Origin of the sequence: Occallatibacter savannae (genome assembly GCF_003131205.1) — a bacterium.
Classification (GTDB): domain Bacteria; phylum Acidobacteriota; class Terriglobia; order Terriglobales; family Acidobacteriaceae; genus Telmatobacter; species Telmatobacter savannae.
The window spans coordinates 357,614-380,269 of the sequence record NZ_QFFY01000006.1 but is presented as its reverse complement, the minus strand read 5'-3'; the positions used below and the strand labels follow the sequence as shown (position 1 = coordinate 380,269).

The window sequence follows — 22,656 nt, the reverse complement described above, 5'->3', positions numbered from 1 at the left end:
GCTATCCGAATCAGCCATCCTCAGCATTTCACATCGACGGACAGTCGCGAGTTTCCTGCTGCTTGGACAACTGATGGCCGCGAGGTCATTTTTGTCTCCAGACGGGAAGGTAAGTGGGGATTCTACCGTCAGCGTCTTGGGAGCCAGAGTGCCGAGCCGTACTGACCGGGATCACCACCTCCGGCTTAGGATCGATCTTCCTCGTGTTACTCCCGATGGCGCTTGGCTTGTCTACGCACCCCATACTCCGAATTATGTGGGTGGCGCCGCAATCGATTTATACGGGAGGCTCTCTGGCGCCGAGCGCCCGAGCGAATATTGATAGCTGCTCTCTACGACACTCCACGCTGCGCCAGAGTTCCCCTTTCACCCATGTGCCATCGCTATCAAGGAAAAGGACCAACTAATATTCACTGCGTTCGATCCGGGGAGCGGGGGAAAAGGTGAGCTGGCGCGTTTCAAAGTCGATGACCCAGCGAAGACTTACGGCCGGGATATCTCCCCGCAGGGCGACACGATTGCTGTCCTTAAACAGGGAGAATCACAGATTCACGTGCCCTCCCTGCGATCGCACCAGGATCGGACAATCCTCGTGAAGGGATGGAGTGGCTTAGAGGCGCTCGATTGAGACGGGCCGATGGGAAGGGCGTCTTCACGACGAGCAGATCCGCCGCAACAGTTCTGTTGCATTTTGATCTTCATGGGAACGCAAAAGTGCTTTGGAAGCCAAAAGGTGATAACAGAATCTGGGCTATACCGTCCCCTGACGGTCACCTCGCGGCGATGCCAGGCTTCTCATTCAGCAGCAATATCTGGAGCATACAGTTCTGAAGATTCCAGCTTCTTACTTCATCGCTCGCGAGCTTTCATGAAGTAGCGAGCGGCGCGCGCTGGAGAGAAAAGCACATTCCTTCGCATCTTCATATCGGCGACAGCACCCTCAGAACTTCACAAGCGAAAAGTCCGCGTCCGAACAGACGCGCAAAATCAAGCGACCGAAGTAGGAGGCACGCTGTTGGCATCGCTCCAACTTCGTATTCGCTAATCAGATTCGGATCGGAGTCAATTCCAGATCTATCCTGATGTAGTTACAGTGTGATCCACTCCTCATTTGACTGTCAGCGTGACTGTCCCTGAACTCGTTACCTGGTGAGTCTGCGGTGGCGGATTAGAATCTCCGCCGCTGCTACCCCCGCCTCCTCCACAACCCAGGATGATCAGACCAGTCATGAAGAGAGCTCCGAAGAACAGAATCGAAGACCGTCTTCGCCCTCTCCCTCTACACAAGGGTGCGAGCAGTAGCGGGAATAGGATCAGTGCGGCGGCGCCTGGTAAGGTCTCACTGAACACCACTGTGATCAAAAACGTACCCTTCGGAGTAGATGATGAGGTAGTAATGCTCAGCGTACCTGATGAATAGCTGCACGACGAGCCAGCAGGCAAATTCAGGCAGTTCACGGTCACGTTCGTGGCGCCCGAGGGCAGTGTCACACTGTAAGTGGCTGTTGAACCTGCTGTAGCGGTGGCCGCAGACGGCAAGAACGACGGCGGTGTGTTCGACCCCGGACTGTCGATCTCGAATTGCAGTGTGTTCGAGGTCGGGCCTGTTGGAATTTGAACGTTAACTGAAGCGACGCCTGCACTCGCTACGTTGGCTGCAGGAACAGTAGCGATCAACTGTGTTGCGTCGACATATTGCGTCGCTAGTGCCGACGCTCCCCAGAAGACAGTAGAACCGTTTGTAAATGCAGATCCTTTCACGGACAACGTGAACTGCCCTGATCCGGCACTGATGTAAGCGGGGGACAGGCTAGCGATGCCCGGTGCGGGTGGGACCACGGAGATCACGTAAGTGGCTGTTGCAGCGGCGCTTTGCGTATAGCCTGTCGCGACTGCGATCGCCTCAATCGTTTCCGACGCGCTCACCGTGATCGGTGACGAGTAGATGCTCGATGTCGTCGTTGGAGCAGTCCCATCAGTCGTGTAGTAAATAGTTGCATTTGGCGTGGCATCACTAATCGTTATGGTTTGCGGGCCTGCATACGTCCCCGACGGCACGCTGAAGGTTGGGGTCGCAGTCGGTTTCGTAACGGCGAACACCTCTCGGACGCGCAGCATCGAATCGGCGACATACAAGTTACCTGCCTTGTCGAATGCAATCTGGTTCGGATAGTAAAGCTGTGCAACCGCGGCTGCTCCTCCATCTCCGCTGTATCCCGGAAGTCCTATGCCCGCCACCCGGGATACAACTCCGGTGCTCAGGTTGAGTTCGCGGATCTCCCCGGGGCCGTTGGAGATAAAGAGATTGCCGTCCGGGCCAATGGTGAGAGCGCGTGCATTCACCTCGGCATTCGTTGCGGGCCCGCCGTCGCCTATTTCACCGCTGAGATCCTTGATTCCCGCGATGGTGCTGATAAGGCCGGTAGCTGAGCTGACTTTGCGTATCTTGCCGCCGGAATTGTCGCCAATGTAGATGTTGTTAGCTGAGTCCAGTGCAATAGCGAACGGCTGATCCAGGCCCGCGCTCGTTGCGGGTCCGCCATCTCCCGTACTCGCGGCCGTTCCGTTGCCTGCTACGGTGCTGATGACGCCCGTGCTCGCGAGAACTTTGCGGACCCTGTAGTGGTATGTGTCGCCGATGTACAGATTGTCGGCGCCGTCAAATGCGATTGAGGCGGGATTCGACAGGTGCGCGGAAGTGGCAGGGCCTCCGTCTCCGATATCGCTGTTGGAACTGGCCTGATACGTACCCGCCACCGTAGAGATTACTCCTGTGCTCGTAGTTATCTTGCGGATCACGCCGGTAGCGGTCTCAGCAATGTACAGATTACCGGCGCTGTCGAACGCCAGCCCTTCGGGTGCATAGAGGTTTGCGAGCGTGGCTGGCCCGCCATCGCCGTAATAGCTGCATATCCCGGACCCTGCGTATATTGATCCGACACCGGTTGCCGCGTCGATCTTCCATACGCGGCAAGCCGTCGAATCGGAAACGTACAAGTTCCCTGCTGCGTCGATTGCAATGCCTTGAACGCTGAAGAAATTCAGGTTCAAAGCTGGCGTTCCGCTCAGGCTCGTCGCATAATCGCCCGTTCCTGCGATGGTCCTGATGACGGGCGCGGGAGCGGTCACGTTGTAGGTCTGCGAAGCTGGTGCGCTGATTGCATAACCGGGCGCCACGGCAACCGCCTTCAACGTCACCTTCCCCATCACTTCGAGCGGCACGCTATAGCCGATGCTGTTGTTCGACGTAGGCGCTGATCCATCAAGCGTGACGTAGATTGAAGCGCCGGGCGTGGAATCTGAAATGGTGACGGTCTGCGGCGTGGCGTAGGTACCGCCTTGTACGCTGAAAGTTGGCGTCGCTGCCGGCGTGGAGGGGGGCAAGGCCGCGGGCACCACCTCTCGTACTCGATCGTTGTCCGCCAGGAAGATGTCGCCTGTGCCATCGATGATCATCGCGAGGGGAAAGCAAAGCGCAGAACTGGACGCAGCTCCGCCATCGCCGTTCTGGAAAGAGCAACGTGAGCCGTTGCCAACCGCCGTGGAGATGATGCCGGTTGTCGCGTCTACCTTGCGAACCACACTGTTGTATTCATCCGAGATGTAGAGATTGCCCGCACCGTCCACCGCGAGCGCATTCGGGTTATTGAGCGCGGCGCTCGTTGCCGGGCCGCCGTCGCCCGAGTACCCGCCGCTGGGATAGGCGTTCTGCGCGGGAGGAGTGCCCGCTACCGTGCTGACGATGCTGGACGGGGTAATCACGCCTCCGACCGCGGTGACTTTCCTGATCAGTTCATTTCCTGCATCCGCGATATAGAGGTTTCCGGCAGCATCGAAGGTAATGCCAAGCGGGGTGCGGAACGTCGCACTGGAGACCGGCCCGCCATCTCCGGCATATCCGAAGTAGGTTGGGGTCAATCCTGTAATGATTCCAGTGCTGGCGTTTATCTCCCGAACCGAAAAATAGTCGGTGAGGAACAGATTGTGCGACGAGTCGAACGCGAGCCCCTTGATGTACCCGATCCCGGCGGCTGTTGCGGGGCCCCCGTTTCCGCTCGCTGAACCCGTTCCATTTCCTGCGTAGGTACTGATAGTTCCAGAATTTAGGTCGACTCGGCGGATATTCAGATTAGAAAGATCTGCGATGTAGAGACCTGAGCCGTCGATTGCTAGAAGGGAAGGGCTGCCAAGTTCGGCGCTGGTTGCCGGACCGCCGTCGCCAGAGTTGCCGTTGTACTCATTGCCCGCCAATACGGTCAGTGTTCCGGTTCCCGCGGCAATCTTCCGAACCACGTGACTGGCTTCGTCACTGAAGTAGAAATTTCCAGCAGCATCTCTCGCTAGCCCAGAGATGTAGAAGGTCTGGGCCAACGTTGCGGGGCCGCCATTACCCGTATAGCCCTGAACGCCAGTCCCACCGATTGAGTAGATGAGCGACACCGGAGAGCCGCCGATGAGATACTGCGCTTCAACCACCGGACTGAAGGCGCGTCCATACGAAAGTGCCGCGGCGACGATGGTTTGCGAGGACGAAACCGTAACCGGCCCGGTGTACAGGTTCGAACTGGTGGAGGGTACAGAGCCGTTCGTTGTGTAGTAAATCTTCGCTGCCGGATCGGAGTCAGTGATGGTAACGCTTTGCGCTCCCGCGTAGTATCCACCTGGTTGCGATATGGAAGGCGTGGCAGTAGCGGGAAAGTTGAGCGAGTAGTTTGCGTACACCGGGTTGGAATTCTGGTAACCCGTCTCTGTGGCGTACACCTCAATGAACAAGCTGCCGCCCTGTGCCAGTGCAATGGGGCCGGTGTAGCGGACGTAGCCGGGCGTGTTGATGATGCCGTATGAGTAGTAGTAGATCTCCGCGCCTGGCGTGGCATCCGTAATCGTCAGCGTCTGTGCTGTTGTATATATACCGGCAGGCACTGAAAGCACGGGTGTCGCTACCTGGACGTCCAGCGTGGTCGTGGTTGACTCGCTGGCTAGGTAGTTGTTGTCGCCGGGATAGGAGGCCTTCACATTGTGCGGCGCTGGACCAGTTAGGGTGGGGTTGGCCAGTTCAGTGTTGACGGTCCGCGTATTCTGGGTCAGCAGGATTGCAATGGTGCCGCTTACATCCTGGTTCGGTAGCGCGAGATCAGGAATTCCATCCCCGTTGTAATCCGCCACGGCAACATAGCCGGAGCTGAAAGGCACGCTCGCTGCAATGGGCGCCGCCGTCTGGAAAGTCCCGTTGCCATTGCCAATGAAAATCGATCCTGGTCCGGACCAAAACTGGGCAGCAACGAGATCTGGAATCCCGTCTCCGTTGAAATCCGCGATGGCAACAGTTCGATAACTCAACCCGCTGCCGGCGTAAAAGACTGGCGTCTTGAATGATCCATCGCCATTACCGAGGAGGATCGCAATCGCATCGCGGCTGGCATTGCTGTAATTGGTGACAGCAAGATCCAGAAATCCATCGCTATTGAAATCGCCGACGCAGATTCCGACCGGCGAGTCGCCGGTAATGGCATAATTCGCACCGGCGGTGAAGGTGCCATCGCCATTGCCCAGGAACATTCTCACTGGTGCACTCTGCAGCGTGTCGACCACAGCCAGATCAGGAATTCCGTCGCGATTGAAGTCGCCAACTCCAAGCCCGACGGGAGATGAACCCACCGAAGCGACCGTGATCGAAGGCTTGAAGGTACCGTCCCCTTTGCCGAGGAAAATCGATGCGTTGCTTCCGTTCACCACGGCCAGATCAGCCAAGCCGTCTCCATCGAAGTCCGCAGTGGCGATGGACTGCGGAGTTGCGGAGGTCGGGAGGATAGGACCGGCATTGAATGTGCCGTCTCCATTACCCAGAAGGATGATGACCTCATTCTGGTCAACGCTCGTGACGGCGAGGTCGGCGACACCATCACTATTGAAGTCCGCGATTGCAATGCCGTCCGGATACAAGCCTACCGTGGGGCTTGTGGGCGTTGGCGAGAACGTGCCATCGCCTTTGCCTAGCAGAATCGTAAGGTTCGTTGCACCCGAGTTGGAATTTGAAACTGCAAGGTCGACGATTCCATCTCCATTAAAGTCGGCTGCTGCAGCCACGTTAGGCTCGGGCACCGTTGCAGGATTGCTTGCATTGAAGAAGCTAAGTCCGCGCGTCGCGGTGCCAAGATTTACCGTTGTCAGCACCTGGTTCGAATAGCTGGCATCTACAAAGGAGACTGTTCCGGTGGGATCCGCAGCGCTGACGATGGAGGGATCACCCGCTACGGTAGCGGTAAGAGTGTAGGCACCGACGACCCCTGCCTGCGCGATTGTCGTGGTGCTTGAGAATTTTCCAGTCACTGCCAGAGGAGAACTGGATGCCGAGGTGCTCCCCGCGTTCGTGGCAGTTCCCGCGAATGACGCCTTGTATGTGTGGCTCCCAATACCGGGACGCAGCTTCAGCGTGGCTTTGCCGCCACTGGTCACTTGCGCGGTTCCCAGCAGATGGATATCCGTACAATGAGACGCGGTTGAATCGCAGAAATTGACTTGCCCGGCGCCAATGGAGCCGCTGGCAGGCGTCACCGTGGCGGCGAGTGTGACTACAGTTCCGGAGGGAACACTTGTAGTTGATCCGGCACTCGTTGACACGGCGAGCGTAATGGTGGTGGCTATCTTGCTCTGAGCGGCCGCATCGCCCCCTGAGATAAAAGCCAGAGCTAAGGCCGGTAGCGCAGCTCGATTCTTCAAGGAAGGGGTGCGCGATGAGAACCAGGACAAGACGGAGTGCGTCGTCCCCGAAACGCGGGAGAACGGTTGACGCATGAGCACCTCAACACACGCCACCCCATTTCAAAGCGATGGCGATCAACTGCATGGAATGCCGGAAGTGTAGCACTCGATCCCGAAAGCTGCGTGACCCACACTGCCACTGTTGAGTCATTTACTTCTTCGAATTGCTTCTTTCGGAGCTGTCCAGCAAAACAGACCCACATGTACAGGTCATTTCGGCGTTCGGATCGTATTGCGCCTTGGAATCGCAACCTCTGTATAGCGGCAGAATCGGCGACATTGTCGGGATGAACCATTCGGACAAACCAGCAGTTTTCACTGTTGAATACGGCGACGGGTCTGACGCTGAAATTTCTTTGGCGTTTCTTGAAAGACCTCCAGAGAGGGGAGTACTGTCACTATGCTCGATGCGTTACGCCGGAGGGGTAGGATTGAATGGCTCCATTCAGCAAAGGAACCAAATGACTCTCCGCAGCCGCCTGGCTTTCCTCCCGATACTATGTTTTTCGATCGTGTGTGACGGAGTCGCAGCACAGAGTCCTTCGGTATCAGCCGCACATCGTGACCTTTCGCCGGAGTGCTCTGCCGCGAAAGAGGGGAACCTGCACAGGCCTCCATGCCGATCAGGCAGGAAGGGGCGTTCGATGTGAAACCGAAGCAGCTGAAGTCGAGAGCACTTCTTGCGAACTACCACTTCTCCGCCACTGTTGACGCCTACGAGGTGAAAGACCGTCTTACCCAAATCATTACCGATTGTGCGAATCTCCATGGCACGCCTCCTCTGTCACCTCTATACCCTCAGCGGGCTTCAGCGGCGGACCATCCCGGTAAGTTTGGTTCGGGAAGGATTTGCGAAAATTTATTCTGTACGGCCGAACATCCCATAAACGGGGCATTTCTTTCCGTCGCATAATACCTCCTCGCTTCACGCGGTCCATCAGAAGTTGTGTGGCACTCCAGGCGACGCCGCCGAATTGAGCCTTTGCAACGATCTGGAAACACGATGGGTTTAGACGATGCACCTGACTCGAAATCAGGCATAGGGGTAACTCTATCGGGGGTTCGAATCCCTCCCTCTGCGCCATTCCTCCAGCCCGCCCTCAACAATAGAGCCCGCCCCTCTACGGACAACTCATGTCGTTTCCTGTGTGAAACGTTCGAATTCCCTCCTTCACTAGTTGTGCAGGAGGTGCAAACATGTGTGATTGCAACCAGAATGCGACCCCTGATCGTCCCGCACCGCAACCAGCGGCGAACAACATCGAAGCCACATCAATCGGTGCGGCATCAACCGAGCAGTTGAGTGTCTTCCACAGCAATCTGCTCGAAAGCGCCGCGTTGGCGCAACATCTCTCCGGAGTCCGCTACCGCATCCTCTCTACTCTTCCTATCGAAAGTGGAGAGAAAGACGACCGCGCCGCCGATACGCAGGCGGCTCGATGGTCCGCGTCCATCTACGACTACACCAACAACCGATCCCTCGAGGTCGCAGCCGACTTCCCCTCTGCTTCCAATACCACCGTCGCGGTAACTTCCAATCAGCCTTTGCCCTCCGCCGAGGAATGGGCAGAAGCCGCCGATATCGTCGGACGTGATTCCGCGTTCTCCCAATGGATTCTGTGCAACCGCTTGGTCGTCTACCGGCCCATGCCCGCTTTGCTCGAGACTCCTGGTCCTACCGGCGCTGCAGATCGAACGCTGCTCGTGGGCCTGCTGCCCCTCGACAGCGACACGGTGCGCCACCAGATCGTTGCCGTAAACATGATCACTCAGCGCGTCATCAATCTCCCTGATGGCCGCCCCGGAATTTCGCTCGCGGATTTCACCACCTGCGGTATCGCTCCCGTCTTCTGCCCCTCTCCAGCGCGCGGCACTCCCGGCTCCATTTGGCTCAGCTGGCCTCAGGCCAACCCCGTGTGGCGCCTGCAGGCGGTTCGGCCCGCCTCGTCCTCCGGCGGCAAGGGATCGGGGCTCGAAGTCCGATTCGTCGAATACAAGGGAAAACGCGTGCTCTACCGCGGTCACGTACCAATCCTCAACGTCAAGTATGACAACGACGCCTGTGGGCCTTATCGCGACTGGCAGTACGACGAGCATTGCTTCCAATGCGACGGCGACGATCTGGGATCAGGCTTTAGACGCGCTCACGCCGCGCCGAAAACTGCCTGCAACGGTAGCGACGCTGGCAACTTCACAGGAGTGGCGGTCTACGAAACACTTTGCGAGTTGATCCTGACCACGGAAATGGAAGCCGGCTGGTATCGCTACATCCAGGAATGGCGGTTCCATCTCGACGGCACCATCCGTCCGCGATTCAAGTTCACGGCCGTCAGCAATTCCTGTGTCTGCAAAGTCCATACACACCACTGTTATTGGCGCTTCGATTTCGATATTGTTACGGCCGGCAACAATCTGGTCCAGGAGTACAACAATCCCCCCATCATTCCGAACACCAACTGGCATAAGAAGGAGTTCGAAATCAAGCGCTTCCGCGACTACGGCCGCCACCGCAAGTGGCGCGTCAGCAACACGCAGACAGGGGACGCATACGACATCATCCCCGGCCCGACCGACGGAGTTGCCGATCCAGCCTTCGGTAAGGGAGATGTATGGGTCCTGCGTTACCACGGAAACGAGCTCGATGATGGAGCGCCAGGTGCTCCTGCGGACCTGGACAAATTCGTAAATGGCGAACTGGTCGACAACCAGGATGTCGTCCTCTGGTACGGTGCGCACTTCCGTCACGATGTCAGCGAACAAGGACCCGGCGAGTGTCACGAAGTCGGGCCAAATCTCGTTCCCGTGCAGTGGTAGTCTCCGACGCGGCTTCGAGGTTTTGCGTCCATTTTTCACCTGCTCTGCCAGGACGGGAAGCCTCGAAGTCGCTTGCTCACTGGAATTCGAATTGGATACCAGCCCCCTCATCAGCGCTTGAAACCAGTGCAGACGCGTCCCAGCTCTGAAGATCACAAGCATGCGAGTTTACATTCAAAAAATGTGACGTAGCTCACCTGTGGTCTCGCTATAGGCGTGAGATTACGTGATTTGCAACACTTGTGATCACGCTCACAGCCGACCGTGTTTAAAGCTAAGTACCGTCCCATCATTCACCGGAGTTCGTAATGTGATTTGACCGCCGATCGACTCTCGATCGCGACCTTCTCCGGTGCCTGCAAGGCGCTTAAGACGCGCCGCACGTGAGGTGGGCATGGGGCAGTCGATCTGGCAATCGATGGAGAAGAAGGGTTACAGCCGCAGACAATTTCTGCAGTTTTGCTCGGCAGCCGCAGCGGCTGCCGGTTTCGCACAAAGCGGCGTAGCTCAGGTGGTGTCGGCTTTTGAAAAGAAAGAAAAGCCGGCCGTGGTCTGGATGCATTTTCAGGAGTGCACCTGCTGCAGTGAGTCGTTCATCCGCGCATCGCACCCGATCGTCGCCGATGCGCTCCTTGACGTCCTCTCCCTCAACTACACCGAGACCCTGATGGCCGCCTCGGGCTTCCAGGCTGAGAAGAGCCTTCAGGACACCATCAAGAACAACAAGGGCAAATACATCGTCCTCGTTGAAGGCGCCGTCCCCACCAAGGACGGCGGCGTCTACTGCATGATCGGCGGCAAGACAGCTGAATCCATCCTGCAGGAAGTGTCAAAAGACGCAGCCGCTATCGTCGCCTGGGGCAGCTGCGCTTCCAACGGCTGCGTGCAGGCCGCCAAGCCGAACCCGACGCACGCCACCCCGATCCACAAACTGGTCGACAAACCAGTCATCAATGTTCCCGGCTGCCCGCCCATTGCCGACGTCATGATGGCCGTTGTCACCCACGTCCTCGTGCTCGGGCAGATCCCGGCACTCGACAGCCTCGGCCGGCCAAAAGAGTTCTACGGGCGCCGCGTCCATGACACCTGCTATCGCCGCCCAAATTACGACGCCGGCCTCTTCGTCGAGTCCTTCGACGACGAAAACGCACGCAAAGGCTACTGCCTTTACAAGCTCGGCTGCAAAGGCCCCGTCACCTACAACGCATGCTCCGTCGTGCGCTGGAATGAAGGCACAAGCTACCCGATCCAGTCCGGACACCCATGCATCGGATGCAGCGAAGAAGGCTTCTGGGACAACGGCCCGCTCTATCAGCATCTGTCCACCTTCCCGGGCTTCGGCATCGAGAGCACGGCAGACACAGTGGGCACCTTTGTAGCAGCTGCCACACTGGCCGGAGTCGCGGCTCACGCAGTCGTCACCAACGTCCGCAAGCACAAAGTCATCGCGGAAGTTCACGCGGAAGAAGAGAAGGAGCAATAAGCGGCCATGACGCGCATCGTCGTTGATCCAGTTACCCGCATTGAAGGCCACCTGCGTGTTGAGGCAGTAGTGGAGAACGGCGTCATCACCGACGCATTCAGCTCCGGCACCATGGTGCGCGGTCTCGAAAAGATCCTCATCGGCCGCGACCCCCGCGACGCCTGGGCCATCACCGAGCGCGTATGCGGCGTCTGCACCACCGTCCACGCCATGGCCAGCTGCCGCGCGGTTGAAGACGCGCTCGGCATCTCTCTGCCTCCCACAGCGGAGCTCATCCGCAACATCATGACCGCCACGCAACACGTGCAGGATCACGTCGTCCACTTCTATCACCTGCACGCGCTCGACTGGGTCGACATCGTCACTGTCCTCAAAGCCGATCCGAAGAAAGCTTCCGAACTCGCGCAATCCTTCTCGACTTACGACAAGAACACAACTGCGCACTTCGCCGAAGTCCAGAAGAAAGTGAAGCAGTTCGCCGAAACCGGTCTCGGCATCTTCGCCAACGGCTACTGGGGTCACCCCGCCTACAAACTCCCGCCCGAAGTGAATCTCATTGCCGTCGCGCACTACCTCGACGCACTCGAGTGGCAGAAGGAAGTCGTCAAGATTCACGCCGTCTTCGGCGGCAAAAATCCGCATCCGAATTACCTCGTTGGCGGAGTTCCCTGCTCCATCAACGTCGATGAAGTCGCCGCCATCAACACCGAGCGCCTCAACCTCGTGGGCCGCCTCATCTCTCAGGCTGACGAATTCGTCAACCAGGTCTACGTGCCCGACCTGCTCGCCGTCGCCTCGTTCTATAAAGACTGGGCCAAGTGGGGCGGAGGCCTGAAAAATTACCTCAGCTACGGCGAGTACCCAACGCAGGGCTACAACAAGCCCGAGGCCTTCAAATATCCGCGCGGCGCCATACTCAACCGCGATCTCAGCCACGTCTACCCCGTCAATCCCAAAGACTCGCAGGAGATCAAGGAATACATCGCCTCATCCTGGTACACCTACGCCGGCGGCGACGGCGTCAGTCTCCACCCGTGGGAAGGTGAAACCGAGATCAAGTACACCGGCCCGCAGCCCCCATTCGAAACGCTCGAAGGTCACGAGAAGTACTCGTTCCTCAAGACTCCGCGCTGGAAAGACAATCCGATGGAAGTCGGCCCGCTCTCGCGCCTGCTCGTCGCCTACGCATCAGGCCACGAAGACGTAAAGCAGCTCGTCGGCGCAACACTCGCCAAACTCGGCGTTCCGGTCGACGCGCTATTCTCCACCCTCGGTCGCACCGCCGCACGCGGACTCTCCGCAGCCATCGAAGTCGGCTATCTCAAGGAGTTCTACAAAGAACTCATGGACCGCGTGAAGACCCGCGAAACCTCCACCTTCAACAACGAGCGCTGGGAACCGAAGACCTGGCCAAGTGACGCCGAAGGCGTTGGCCTGGTAGAGGCTCCGCGCGGCTCACTCGCTCACTGGATCAAAATCAAAGACGGCAAGATCGCCAATTACCAGCTCGTCGTTCCCACCACTTGGAACGGATCTCCGCGCGACGCGAAGAAGCAGCACTCCTCCTTCGAAGCCTCGCTGATCGGAACGCCAGTAGCCAAGCTCGATCAGCCCGTCGAAATCATCCGCACCATCCACTCCTTCGATCCGTGTCTAGCCTGCGCCGTGCACTTATACGATCCGCAGGGTCGGCACCTCAACCAGGTCTCCTTCGAGTGACGCCATGAGTACGACTGGAATCGCCGCCAAATCGAAGTTCGCCAACGGCCATCCGGCAGACTACCGCCGCGTCTACGTGTGGGAGATGCCGGTCCGCGCCTACCACTGGATTAACGCCATCGTGCTGGTCGTCCTCTGCATAACGGGCTACCTCATCGGCGCGCCAATCAGGGCCTTCTACGCCAGCGAAGCCTATCAGCAGTACTGGTTCGGATGGATTCGCTTCCTTCATTTCCTCTGCGCATACGTATATGTCTTCAACTTCCTGATGCGCATCTACTGGGGCTTTGTCGGCAACAAGTACGCGAAGTGGAATAACTTCTTCCCGCTCACCAAAGCCCAGCGCGAAGAAATCATGGACGTACTGAAGACCGACGTCTTCCAGGTCAAGCTCCACGGCGCCATCTCCACCGGCCACAACGCCCTCGCAGCCTTCATCTACTTCTTTACCTTCCTGGCTTTCTGCGCGCAGTCGATCACCGGATTCGCTCTCTACTCGTCCATGAGCAACTCGTGGATCCCGCGCATGTTCACCTGGATTGTGCCGCTGATGGGCGGAGAGATGAGTGTCCGCTACTGGCACCATCTGTTCATGTGGTTCTTCGTGACCTTCATCGTCGTTCATATCTATCTCGCCTTCTATCACGACTACATCGAGGGCCGCGGCACCATCTCCTCCATCGTCGGCGGCTGGAAATTCGACAAAATGCCAGAGAAGAAAGACTGAGGGGTGCGTAGGCCTTTTACGGAGCCGCTGCTTTGAAAGGGCGCACGGCTTCAGTCGTGCCGCATAACACAAAACAGAACGTTGGGCTTTAGCCCCTGAGGGATGTTTTCCTTGGGTGAGAGCATTTGTCACGCACAGTCAAAAACGGGAAATCCCTTGCGGGCTCACTCGCTCCGGGGAATATATATAGTTCAATCGAGGTGAAAGTGAGCTTAGACAAAAAAGACTCTGGTCCTGGGACTGGGCAACATCATCATGGGTGACGAAGGCGTCGGCGTTCACGTAGTACGCGCCCTCGAGAAACTCCCGCTTCCTGCCAACGTCGAATGCCTCGATGGCGGAACCGGCGGCTTCATTCTGCTCGAGCCGCTCCAGTCCGCCGACCACATCATCCTCATCGACGCCACCGACGACGGCAACCCGCCCGGCACCGTAACCCGCACCACGCCCCGCTTCTCGCAGGAGTACCCGCCCACTCTCACCGCCCACGACATCGGCGTCAAAGATCTCCTCGACGCCTTCTACATGCACAGCGGCGAGCGCCAGGTGGTCCTCTACGCAATCTCCATTGATCCCCGCCAGCCCATCTCCATGGACCTCTCACCCGCCTGCACCGCAGCCCGCGACGAAGCCGCCCGCCTTATCGCCGCCGAACTAAACCAAGCCTGCTAAAACCGGGTGCGCATCGTACTCATCCGAACGATGGGTGCCCCATGTCTCCCGGTTTTTGGAGACATGGGAGACGATAATGCGGGTGCCCCATGTCTCCCTCTTTTGGAGACGTGGGAGACGCTAATGCGGGTGCCCCATCCCCGCCAAGCAAGGATGGCAACAAAACTCCGGGTGCCCCGGTCCTCGCTTTCAGGGGCCGGGAAAACAAATCCAAAGCACCTGACCTTTCACCGCAGCTGTCATCCTGAGCGCACGGGGCCCCACGCGTTTTCATCAGCGTGGGGGTGGTAAGCGAAGGATCTGCTTTTCTCCTCTTCAGCTAGACATAGCTCCCTCACTCTTCCGCAGCTAGGTTGGGAACGACGACCCTAAACAGTCACACCGACTTGCAGCACCCCCGTCTCAACCCTTAGATTTCAAACGTTACGATAGAGGGGATTTCCCCCGCGCTCTTCTTCCGAAGACGAAAGGAACCCATGGACCGCCGTACCTTTATCGGCTCTGCTGCAGCCGCTACCATCGCCGCAAGCTTTCATTCCCTACCATCCTTCGCCGCACCCGACGAACCGAAGCTCAAGCCCATGGCCATCGGCCTGCTCGTCAGCCCTCACGACGCGCCCGAAGCCACCATCAAGCGCGTGCACGACATGGGCTTCTCCAACTGCTTCCTCTCGCTCGATGGCTACATCGGCAAGTTCACCCCAGACGCCGCAAAGCAGATCGGCGATCTGCTCTCGAAGTACAACGTCGTCGCCACAACCGTAGAAGTCGTTGGCCCTCAGCCACTCGTCTGGGACTTCCAGAAGGGCCCCGCCACCATCGGCCTTGTCCCCCCAAAATATCGCGCTGCTCGCATCGACGCCCTCAAGCAGGTCTCCGACTTCGCAAAGCAGCTCAACATCGGCCAGGTCCAGACCCACTGCGGCTTCATCCCCGAAGACCCCGCCGACCCGCAATATCAGCCCACTGTGGAAGCCATCCGCGCCGTCGCGCAACACTGCCATTCCAATGGCCAACGCTTCCTCATGGAGACCGGCCAGGAAACACCGACCGCCATGTCTCGCGCCCTCCGCGACGTAAACATGCCGAACCTCGGCGTCGGTCTCGACACCGCCAACCTTATCCTTTATGGCAAAGCGAACCCTGTCGACGCAGTCGACATCCTCGGACCGCACATCCACAGCATCCACGCTAAAGACGGTAAGTGGCCCACCGACCCCAGCAAGCTCGGCGAAGAAGTCATGATCGGTAAAGGCCTGGTCGACTTCAAAACCGTCTTCACCAAGCTGCACAAAATTGGGTACACCGGCGCCGTCACCATCGAGCGCGAAACCTCCGGCCCGCAGCAGGTCGAAGACGTGAAAAACGAAAAAGCTTATCTGGAGCGCGTCCTCCACGAGGTGATGGGATGAATCGTCGACAGTTTCTGCAAACCGGCAGCGCCGCAGCTTCAGGCATGCTTCTCCTTAACTCCCGCGTCGCCTTCGGATACGAAGCCAATTCCGCAGTCCGCCACGCCCTCCTCGGGTGCGGCAATCGCGGCAGTTCCGTCGCCGAGTCGTTCGCGCGCAACACCTCGGCCCGCATCGTCGCTCTCGGAGACATCTTCCCCGACAACCTCGCTGCAGGCCACGACCGTTTCAACAAGATCCTCGCCAGCCTCAACCAGCCGGCCATCGACGACAAGATGCTGTTCAAAGGCCCGCACGCCTTCGAGCGACTCGCCAACTCCAAAGACGTAGATCTGATCCAGATCTCTACCCCGCCCTACTTCCACGTGCAGCACCTCGAAGCTGCAGTCGCAGGCGGCAAGCACGTCTACTGCGAGAAGCCCGTCGGTATCGACATCGCCCAGGCCAAGCACGCTCTTGAGGTCGCCAAGCGCGTCAAGCCCAACCAGAGCGTCGACGTAGGCTTCCAGTGCCGCATGGCGCCGCCCATCGCCGCTCTTCAGCAGAAGGTCAAAGCCGGAGCCCTGGGCAAAATCGCCACCATCTCCGGCAACTACAACGCGCCCATGTCAACTGAAAAGAAGCGCGACGGCGAAGGTCCCGACGAATACCGTCTCCGCAACTGGCTCTGGGATCGCGTCCTCTCCGGCGACATCCTCGTCGAACAGAACATCCACATCATCGATCTCGCCAACTGGATGGTCGGCGCCCATCCCGTCAAAGCCACAGCCACCGGCGGCCGCAACGTCCTCACCCACTGGGGCGACATCTGGGATAACTACCAGGTCGACTACACCTACCCCGGCGACATCCACTTCTCCTTCGCCTCAACGCAATTCGGTAGCGACGGAGTCTTCGACGCCGGCCTCAAGCTCTTCGGCGCCAGCGGATCGGCCACCTGCCCCTACGCAGGCCCGATCGGGATCACCGGCGCAAACAAATGGTCGTGGCAGGAATCCGAAAACACCGCTGCAGGCTCCGGCCAGTTCGCCGCCAACGGTGCATTCAACGACAACCTGAAATACGCCGACCGCGAGAAGGAGCGCAACTTCATCGACAGCATCGTCTCCGGCCCGGCGCACAACCAGATCGCCGACGGCGTCGAAACTGCACTGAGCTGCATGCTCGGCCGCATGGCCGGGTATCAGAAGCGCGAAGTCTCGTGGGACGACATGCTCGCGCAAAAAGAAGACTGGCCACTCGGGTTCAACGTCAACCAGTTCGGCTCGTAGCCCTTAGTCTTGCGATCGGAGGTTCTGAGAGGAATTTCCGATCGCCTCAAACGTTCATCGGCACTGAAAATTTTGCGCACTCTCGGTATCGCCCGACCCGCTGTACTGCGCGTGTTTCGGATAAGCGCAAAGCGGTCGGCTTCTGCCAGGGAACGCCTTGCCCGTCGCAATCACTTGCTCCGGCGCACTCCCTTTCTCCACCCAGTCAACAACGGCGCTGAGCATGTCGAAGTGGTCGAGCGATGGTCCGCCGCCGCAGTGAGCCATGCCCGGCACGAGAAACATCCGGCTCCACTCCGCCACCTTCTCCGCACCGCCGTTCGGCTCAGCCAGCGATTTGTAGTAGCCCAGCGTGTCCAGCGGCGAGAACCACGGATCGCTGTCTCCATGAAAGAAGATGAGCTTGCCTCCGCTGCCCGAGAACGTCGACAAGTTCGTCGACGCCGGCTCTACCAGCGGGTCCGACGCGTGCAACGCAGCCTTATCCACATCCAGTTCCGTCGCCGTCGTGTACGGTCCAAACAAGCCGTTCTTCCCCAGCGCGAGCAGCCCTGACGCAAACCCGCCCGCCGTAATTCCCGTGTCATACAGGAACCCCGGGTACACCTGCGTTCCGTACGCATTCTTCGGCCCAGCGAATGCCTTCTTAATCGCCGCCGTCTTCTCCGGCGCAATGCACCCTTCCGTTTCACCCGCCTTGCATGCAATGCTCGAGGGATCGAAATCGCACCCCATCGGATCGGAGATCATCCCGTCCGCGACACCATCCCTCGCATCGCATCGCTTCATCAGCGCCTCCATGAAGATTTTCCGCTCGCCATCACTGAGAAACTTGTCGACCTGCGGCTTGCCCGACGCATCCTTGGGCGCAGCCTGGTTGTAAGCCACAGGGAACCACTGCGCAATCGCGAGATTCGACAGGCCCGTACGCATCGCCGGATCGCCCGACACGATTCCGTTAAACACCGTTGGATAACGCTGCGACAGAATCATCCCTTCGCGTCCGCCCGTCGAACATCCGACAAAGTACGAATAGGCAGCAGGCTTCGCGTAAAACTGCGCAACAATCTCCTTCGCAACTCCGGCCACTTCGGCGTTCGCCAGAAACGCAAAATCCAGATACGCCTGCTGGTCCCTCATGAACGAAAAGTCAAACGCACCCGTCTTGGCCTTGTGCCCCGTATCCGTGCTCGCCACAGCAAAGCCGCGCGCTAGCGCAGGCTTGTCGCCCGTATAGCTCGCGCCCGCCGGATAGGCCACGGTCCCGTTTCCCCCGCCGCCGCCCTGCATCATCAGATCGTGATTCCACGCGCTGCCCTCCGGAAGAGCAACAGCGAAACCGATCCCAAACTCCTCGCCGCCGGCGCCCTTCCGCCGATTGATCACACCATCCACCCTGCAATGCGCCGGCAGCGGCCCGATCGTCGGCGCTCCCGGATAAGGTGGCGGCACCGTTGCGCCTGCCGCAATCATCTCCGCCTTCGTGATCTCCACGCCCTTGAGCTTCATCGCCTTCAGGTCAGAACACGCCTTCAAAGACTGTCCCGCCGCAACAAAGCTCCCGCACAGCATCGCCGCAAACACCACCATGAAGCCCGATCGATTCATCGCTTCTACCTTTCCAGCGCACAACACCCAGACAATCCGTCCGTCTGCATCGACCCAATCACTTGCACGACGTCGTGAAGCACAGGTTTTTGCTGAAGAACGGCATCACGTGATTCTGGAACCGGTCCGCCACCGCGCTCACATGCGTCCCGGAGTAAACCTCAAACGTGTTCGCAACCCCGTAGTTGTCCAAGATCGTATGCAGCTTCGTCGCATCAAACCGCAGCCCGTCCTGATCGCCCACATCCATCGAAATCGCCCGATACTGCTTCAGATTCCCGATGTACTGATCCACAAACGCCAGCGGTGCATTGGCGCTGTACTTTGCCGCGATCTCTGGCTGAACCACACCGTCCTTCGTCAGCAGATCGAAGTAGAGCGGCGGATTCTTCGGGTTCGGAGCCCACGCCGCGGCCGTTGCATACTGCGCCGCAGCAAACCCCGGCGACTGCGCCGCCAGATCCGCAGGAGACTTGGCACCCGCCACCTTCTTCTCCCCGGCAATCGCCCGCTCCTTCATCTGGTCCGCCGGCCCCGGTCCCCCTCCGGTCATAGGCGACATGCAGCATGGGCTCATGATGTACAGCGCCCCAAACACCTCCGGATGCTTCATCCCGATCCGCGACGCTCCGTAGCCGCCCATCGAGTGCCCCACCAGCCCTCGGCTCTCACGCGTCGCAAGCGTCCTGTAGTGCGCATCGATATACGCCACCACGTCGTGCCATACAAACTTCTCGAAGTCCCCCGTCGTCGCCGAGCTCGAATACATCGACCCGTTATAAATCGTCTTCGAATCCGGCAGCACCACGATCATCTCCTGCGAGCCCTTCGCAAAAGCACCCTCCACCGTCTGCGGCACATGAATCTCATGCGTCCATTGCTCCGCGCCGATTGAGTAGCCATGCAAGGCATACACCACCGGATACCGGTGCTTCTTGTCCTTGTCATAACTCGGTGGCAGCATCACGATCACGTCGCGATCCACCGCATCGCCTTCCAGATTCCCCTCGAGCGCCGTGCCATGAACCTTGATATGCTCCACCTTCACCGGCTTTGCCCCGGCCACCACCTCTGGAACATTGGTCTGCACCTGCGCACTCGCCGATATCACTGTGGCCACAACAGCACACACAACAAGGTTTTTCTGAATCTGCATCGAACCCCTCTCTTTTAGTACTCATCAAGCTCACGCATCACCTGGGCGGGAATACGTTTTCGCCCGCTTCCCAACCTGCATTCCTTCCGCGGCAATCAGCGGTCCCCAATCGCGCAGAAGTTTCGAGCCGTGCCGCCCTCTTTCGTTCCGGAACTCCTGACTATAGCGAGTGAAGCTGAGAACAAACAAGCTGAATAAATCGCTTTATTATTTCCTGCCTCCTGCATTACCATGCCGGGTGACCGAAAATCTGCTCGCCCGGCCGCATCTGATGAGCCGGCCCTGCAAACGTTTCACCGATGGAGGATCTCTATGCGGTCCATTCCCGCGCTGATGCTGCTCGCCGCAAGCCTGTGTTTTGCTGAGGCGCAAGGCGACTTCAAGCCCGCCACTTCCAACGTTCTCGACGCCCAGTACCCGCAAGTCGACAGTAGCTCGCGCGTCAAAATCCGCTTCAAGGCGCCCGATGCCGCCAAAGTCCGCGTCAACTTCTGGAGCGGACCCAAAGCCGACATGGAGAAGCAGGCCGACGGCTTCTGGACCTTCACTACACCACCCCTCGCCCCCGGCCTCCATTACTACACCGTGATCGTCGACGGCGCCGAAGTCAGCGATCCCGCCAGCACCGCCTACTTCGGCGGCAGCAAATGGGCCAGCGCCGTCGAAGTCCCTGAGTCCGGCGTCGACTACTACCAGCCCAAAGACGTCCCCCACGGCCAGGTCCGTCAGGTCTGGTACCACTCCAGCGTCACCGGCACATGGCGCGACGCCTTCGTCTATCTCCCGCCTTACTACGACACCTCAAAATCCCGCTACCCCGTCCTCTATCTCCAGCACGGCGGCGGAGAAGATGAAACCGGCTGGATTCGCCAGGGCAAAGCCAACTTCATCCTCGACAACCTCATCGCCAGCGGCAGCGCCAAGCCCATGATCATTGTTATGGGCAATGGCTATGCCACCCGCGCCGGCTATGTCGTCCCAGACCTCACGGGCAAGCCCTTCGGTTCGCCCGAATTCATGAAGGTCATGCAGGAGCGCATGGGCGCATTCGAAGACGACGTAACCAAGGCGCTCATTCCCTACATTGACAAAAACTTCCGCACCATCACCGACCGCGACCACCGCGCCATGGCCGGCCTCTCCATGGGAGGCATGCAGACCTTCCAGGTCACCTTCAACCACCTCGACCTCTTCTCCTACATCGGCGGATTCAGCGGCGCCGCCAATGTCTTCATGATGGGCAACAACAAATTCGACACCAAGACCGCCTTCAACGGCGCCATGGCCGACCCCGCCGCATTCGCCAAGCGAGTTCACCTTCTCTGGATCGGCGTCGGAACCAACGAACCCGAGCGTATGAAGGCCGGTCTCGAAAGCCTCCACAATACCCTCGACGAGTCCAAGGTTCAGCACACCTTTTACGAGTCCCCCGGCACTGACCACGAGTGGCAAACCTGGCGTCGCGATCTCAAAGACTTCGCCCCGCGCCTCTTCCAAACTGGAAGCCACGGCGCAGAAACCGCGCACGGCAAATAGCGCCAAAGAAATTTTCGATTTCGCGTTCTCCTCCCGGCCCGTATGCCTCCGCAGCGGGCCTTCTTTTTTGGGGACCCGCACTCACCGCCGCAATTCTCTTGACAATCTCTGGAATGACATTATGCTGAATGCTACATAGGGACTTGCCCTTAGGCTTAGCGCTGAGGAGTGCCGTCATTCCATGAAGAGAATCTGTCTTCTGCTCATCACTGTTGTCTGCACAAGCATCTGCACCTGCGCGCAATCCGTTGCCGGGGATTGGCAAGGCACGCTCAACATCGGCTCAGGCCTCCGCACAATTCTCAGGATCGAATCATCAACCGACGGCTCATGGAAGGGTACTTTCTTCTCCATCGATCAAACCTCGCGCGGAATCACCATCCCCAAGCTCGACTTCCAGAACTCCGACATCAAGTTCTCCATCCCCGACATCAACGGCAGCTATGAAGGCAAGCTCTCCTCGGACGGCAATTCCATCAATGGCACCTGGCATCAGGGCCAATCGTGGCCACTCAACTTCCAACGCGCCACAGCAGAAACCGCCTGGAAGACCGATCCCACCCCGCATCAGATTCACCTCGTTGAAGTCGAGCCTGGCGTCAAAATCGAGGCGCTCGACTGGGGCGGCACCGGTCGCCCGCTCATTCTGCTCGCCGGCCTCGGCAATATCGCCCACGACTTCGACAAGTTCGCCCTCAAACTCACCGGAAGCTATCACGTCTACGGCATCACCCGCCGCGGCTTTGGCGCATCCAGTGCCCCCGCACCAGACGGCTCCAACTACACCGCCGACCGACTCGGCGACGACATCCTCTCCGTCATGGCCGCGCTCCACATCGACAAGCCCGTCCTTGTCGGCCACTCCATCGCGGGCGAGGAACTCAGTTCCATAGGCACACGCTTCCCGAACAAAATCGCAGGACTCATCTACCTCGATGCTGGCTACTCATACGCCTATTACGACGACCACGCTCCAACAGGCGATCCCGCAACTGACGCCAGCGAACTCCGCCGCCAGATGGACAAGCTCTTCCAGCCAACATCGATGGGCGAGCACAAAGCGATCGTCAAGCAGGTCCTCGAAACAACCCTCCCCCGCTTCCAGCGCGACCTCCAGGACATTCAGAAGCAGCTGGCATCCGTGCCGGACAACACCCCCGCTCCACCCAACGCGCAGGAGTTCAAAATCTCCGCCGCCATCCAGCGCGGTGAACAGGCCTATCGCGGCGTGAAGTGTCCTGTGCTAGCCATCTTCGCCGTACCCCACAGCTTCGGCCCCAACGCGCCCAAAGACCAGTCCATCATCGCCGAAAGAAACGCGCGCGACCTCACCCAGGTCGAAGCCTTTCAGGCCGGCAATCCCCAGGCAAAAGTCGTCCGCCTCCCCAACGCCGACCACTTCGTCTTCTACTCCAATGAAGCCGACGTATTGCGCGAGATGAATGCCTTCATCGCCGCACTACCCGCCTCCTGACCCACGTCAACTCCTCCCGTCC

12 protein-coding genes are annotated in these 22,656 nt (G+C 58.9%); 9 read left to right on the top strand and 3 right to left on the bottom strand.

From position 1 onward, the window contains the following. Positions 1-1,107: 1,107 nt before the first annotated feature. Entirely contained in the window at positions 1,108-6,795 is a 5,688-nt protein-coding gene (locus tag DHV10_RS22375; RefSeq protein WP_109488638.1) for an FG-GAP-like repeat-containing protein, read from the bottom strand. 1,164 nt (positions 6,796-7,959) lie between these two features. Here DHV10_RS22375 and DHV10_RS22360 point away from each other — a divergent pair. From DHV10_RS22360 to DHV10_RS22330, 7 genes are all read left to right on the top strand, one after another. Then, complete coding sequence (locus tag DHV10_RS22360) at positions 7,960-9,576, top strand: hypothetical protein (protein ID WP_109488636.1); 1,617 nt, start codon at positions 7,960-7,962, stop codon at positions 9,574-9,576. Between the two features lie 394 nt (positions 9,577-9,970). Continuing rightward, complete coding sequence (locus DHV10_RS22355; RefSeq protein WP_109488635.1) at positions 9,971-11,059, top strand: hydrogenase small subunit; 1,089 nt, start codon at positions 9,971-9,973, stop codon at positions 11,057-11,059. Positions 11,060-11,065: 6 nt separating this feature from the next. Further along, complete coding sequence (locus tag DHV10_RS22350; RefSeq protein WP_109488634.1) at positions 11,066-12,778, top strand: nickel-dependent hydrogenase large subunit; 1,713 nt, start codon at positions 11,066-11,068, stop codon at positions 12,776-12,778. Positions 12,779-12,782: 4 nt separating this feature from the next. Further along, positions 12,783-13,505, top strand: a complete 723-nt coding sequence (gene cybH / locus DHV10_RS22345; RefSeq protein WP_109488633.1) for a Ni/Fe-hydrogenase, b-type cytochrome subunit — start codon at positions 12,783-12,785, stop codon at positions 13,503-13,505. Positions 13,506-13,733: 228 nt separating this feature from the next. Further along, the gene (locus DHV10_RS22340; RefSeq protein WP_338042635.1) at positions 13,734-14,177 is read left to right on the top strand and encodes a hydrogenase maturation protease; all 444 of its coding nucleotides are present in this window, start codon (positions 13,734-13,736) and stop codon (positions 14,175-14,177) included. A gap of 476 nt (positions 14,178-14,653) precedes the next feature. Then, complete coding sequence (locus DHV10_RS22335) at positions 14,654-15,589, top strand: sugar phosphate isomerase/epimerase family protein (RefSeq protein WP_109488631.1); 936 nt, start codon at positions 14,654-14,656, stop codon at positions 15,587-15,589. Further along, complete coding sequence (locus DHV10_RS22330; RefSeq protein WP_109488630.1) at positions 15,586-16,860, top strand: Gfo/Idh/MocA family protein; 1,275 nt, start codon at positions 15,586-15,588, stop codon at positions 16,858-16,860. Before DHV10_RS22335 ends, DHV10_RS22330 begins: the two co-directional genes overlap by 4 nt. A 54-nt stretch (positions 16,861-16,914) precedes the next feature. Here DHV10_RS22330 and DHV10_RS22325 read toward each other — a convergent pair whose 3' ends face one another. Next, complete coding sequence (locus DHV10_RS22325) at positions 16,915-18,468, bottom strand: tannase/feruloyl esterase family alpha/beta hydrolase (protein WP_109488629.1); 1,554 nt, start codon at positions 18,466-18,468, stop codon at positions 16,915-16,917. Between the two features lie 58 nt (positions 18,469-18,526). Continuing rightward, positions 18,527-19,624, bottom strand: a complete 1,098-nt coding sequence (locus DHV10_RS22320) for an alpha/beta hydrolase (protein WP_109488628.1) — start codon at positions 19,622-19,624, stop codon at positions 18,527-18,529. 312 nt (positions 19,625-19,936) lie between these two features. On the opposite strand from DHV10_RS22320, the gene DHV10_RS22315 reads away from it, so the two are divergent. Together DHV10_RS22315 and DHV10_RS22310 are read left to right on the top strand one after the other, a co-directional pair. Next, positions 19,937-21,160: an alpha/beta hydrolase-fold protein gene (locus tag DHV10_RS22315; protein ID WP_109488627.1), complete on the top strand. Its 1,224-nt coding sequence runs from the start codon at positions 19,937-19,939 to the stop codon at positions 21,158-21,160. A gap of 181 nt (positions 21,161-21,341) precedes the next feature. Continuing rightward, the gene (locus DHV10_RS22310) at positions 21,342-22,634 is read left to right on the top strand and encodes an alpha/beta fold hydrolase (protein WP_109488626.1); all 1,293 of its coding nucleotides are present in this window, start codon (positions 21,342-21,344) and stop codon (positions 22,632-22,634) included. Positions 22,635-22,656 lie beyond the last annotated feature (22 nt).

Excerpts from the sequence above, each read along its gene's own strand:
- DHV10_RS22375 (WP_109488638.1), bottom strand. The coding sequence starts at position 6,795 with ATGCGTCAACCGTTCTCCCGCGTTTCGGGGACGACGCACTCCGTCTTG.
- DHV10_RS22360 (WP_109488636.1), top strand. The coding sequence starts at position 7,960 with ATGTGTGATTGCAACCAGAATGCGACCCCTGATCGTCCCGCACCGCAA.
- DHV10_RS22355 (WP_109488635.1), top strand. The coding sequence starts at position 9,971 with ATGGGGCAGTCGATCTGGCAATCGATGGAGAAGAAGGGTTACAGCCGC.
- DHV10_RS22350 (WP_109488634.1), top strand. The coding sequence starts at position 11,066 with ATGACGCGCATCGTCGTTGATCCAGTTACCCGCATTGAAGGCCACCTG.
- cybH (WP_109488633.1), top strand. The coding sequence starts at position 12,783 with ATGAGTACGACTGGAATCGCCGCCAAATCGAAGTTCGCCAACGGCCAT.
- DHV10_RS22335 (WP_109488631.1), top strand. The coding sequence starts at position 14,654 with ATGGACCGCCGTACCTTTATCGGCTCTGCTGCAGCCGCTACCATCGCC.
- DHV10_RS22330 (WP_109488630.1), top strand. The coding sequence starts at position 15,586 with ATGAATCGTCGACAGTTTCTGCAAACCGGCAGCGCCGCAGCTTCAGGC.
- DHV10_RS22325 (WP_109488629.1), bottom strand. The coding sequence starts at position 18,468 with ATGAATCGATCGGGCTTCATGGTGGTGTTTGCGGCGATGCTGTGCGGG.
- DHV10_RS22320 (WP_109488628.1), bottom strand. The coding sequence starts at position 19,624 with ATGCAGATTCAGAAAAACCTTGTTGTGTGTGCTGTTGTGGCCACAGTG.
- DHV10_RS22315 (WP_109488627.1), top strand. The coding sequence starts at position 19,937 with ATGCGGTCCATTCCCGCGCTGATGCTGCTCGCCGCAAGCCTGTGTTTT.
- DHV10_RS22310 (WP_109488626.1), top strand. The coding sequence starts at position 21,342 with ATGAAGAGAATCTGTCTTCTGCTCATCACTGTTGTCTGCACAAGCATC.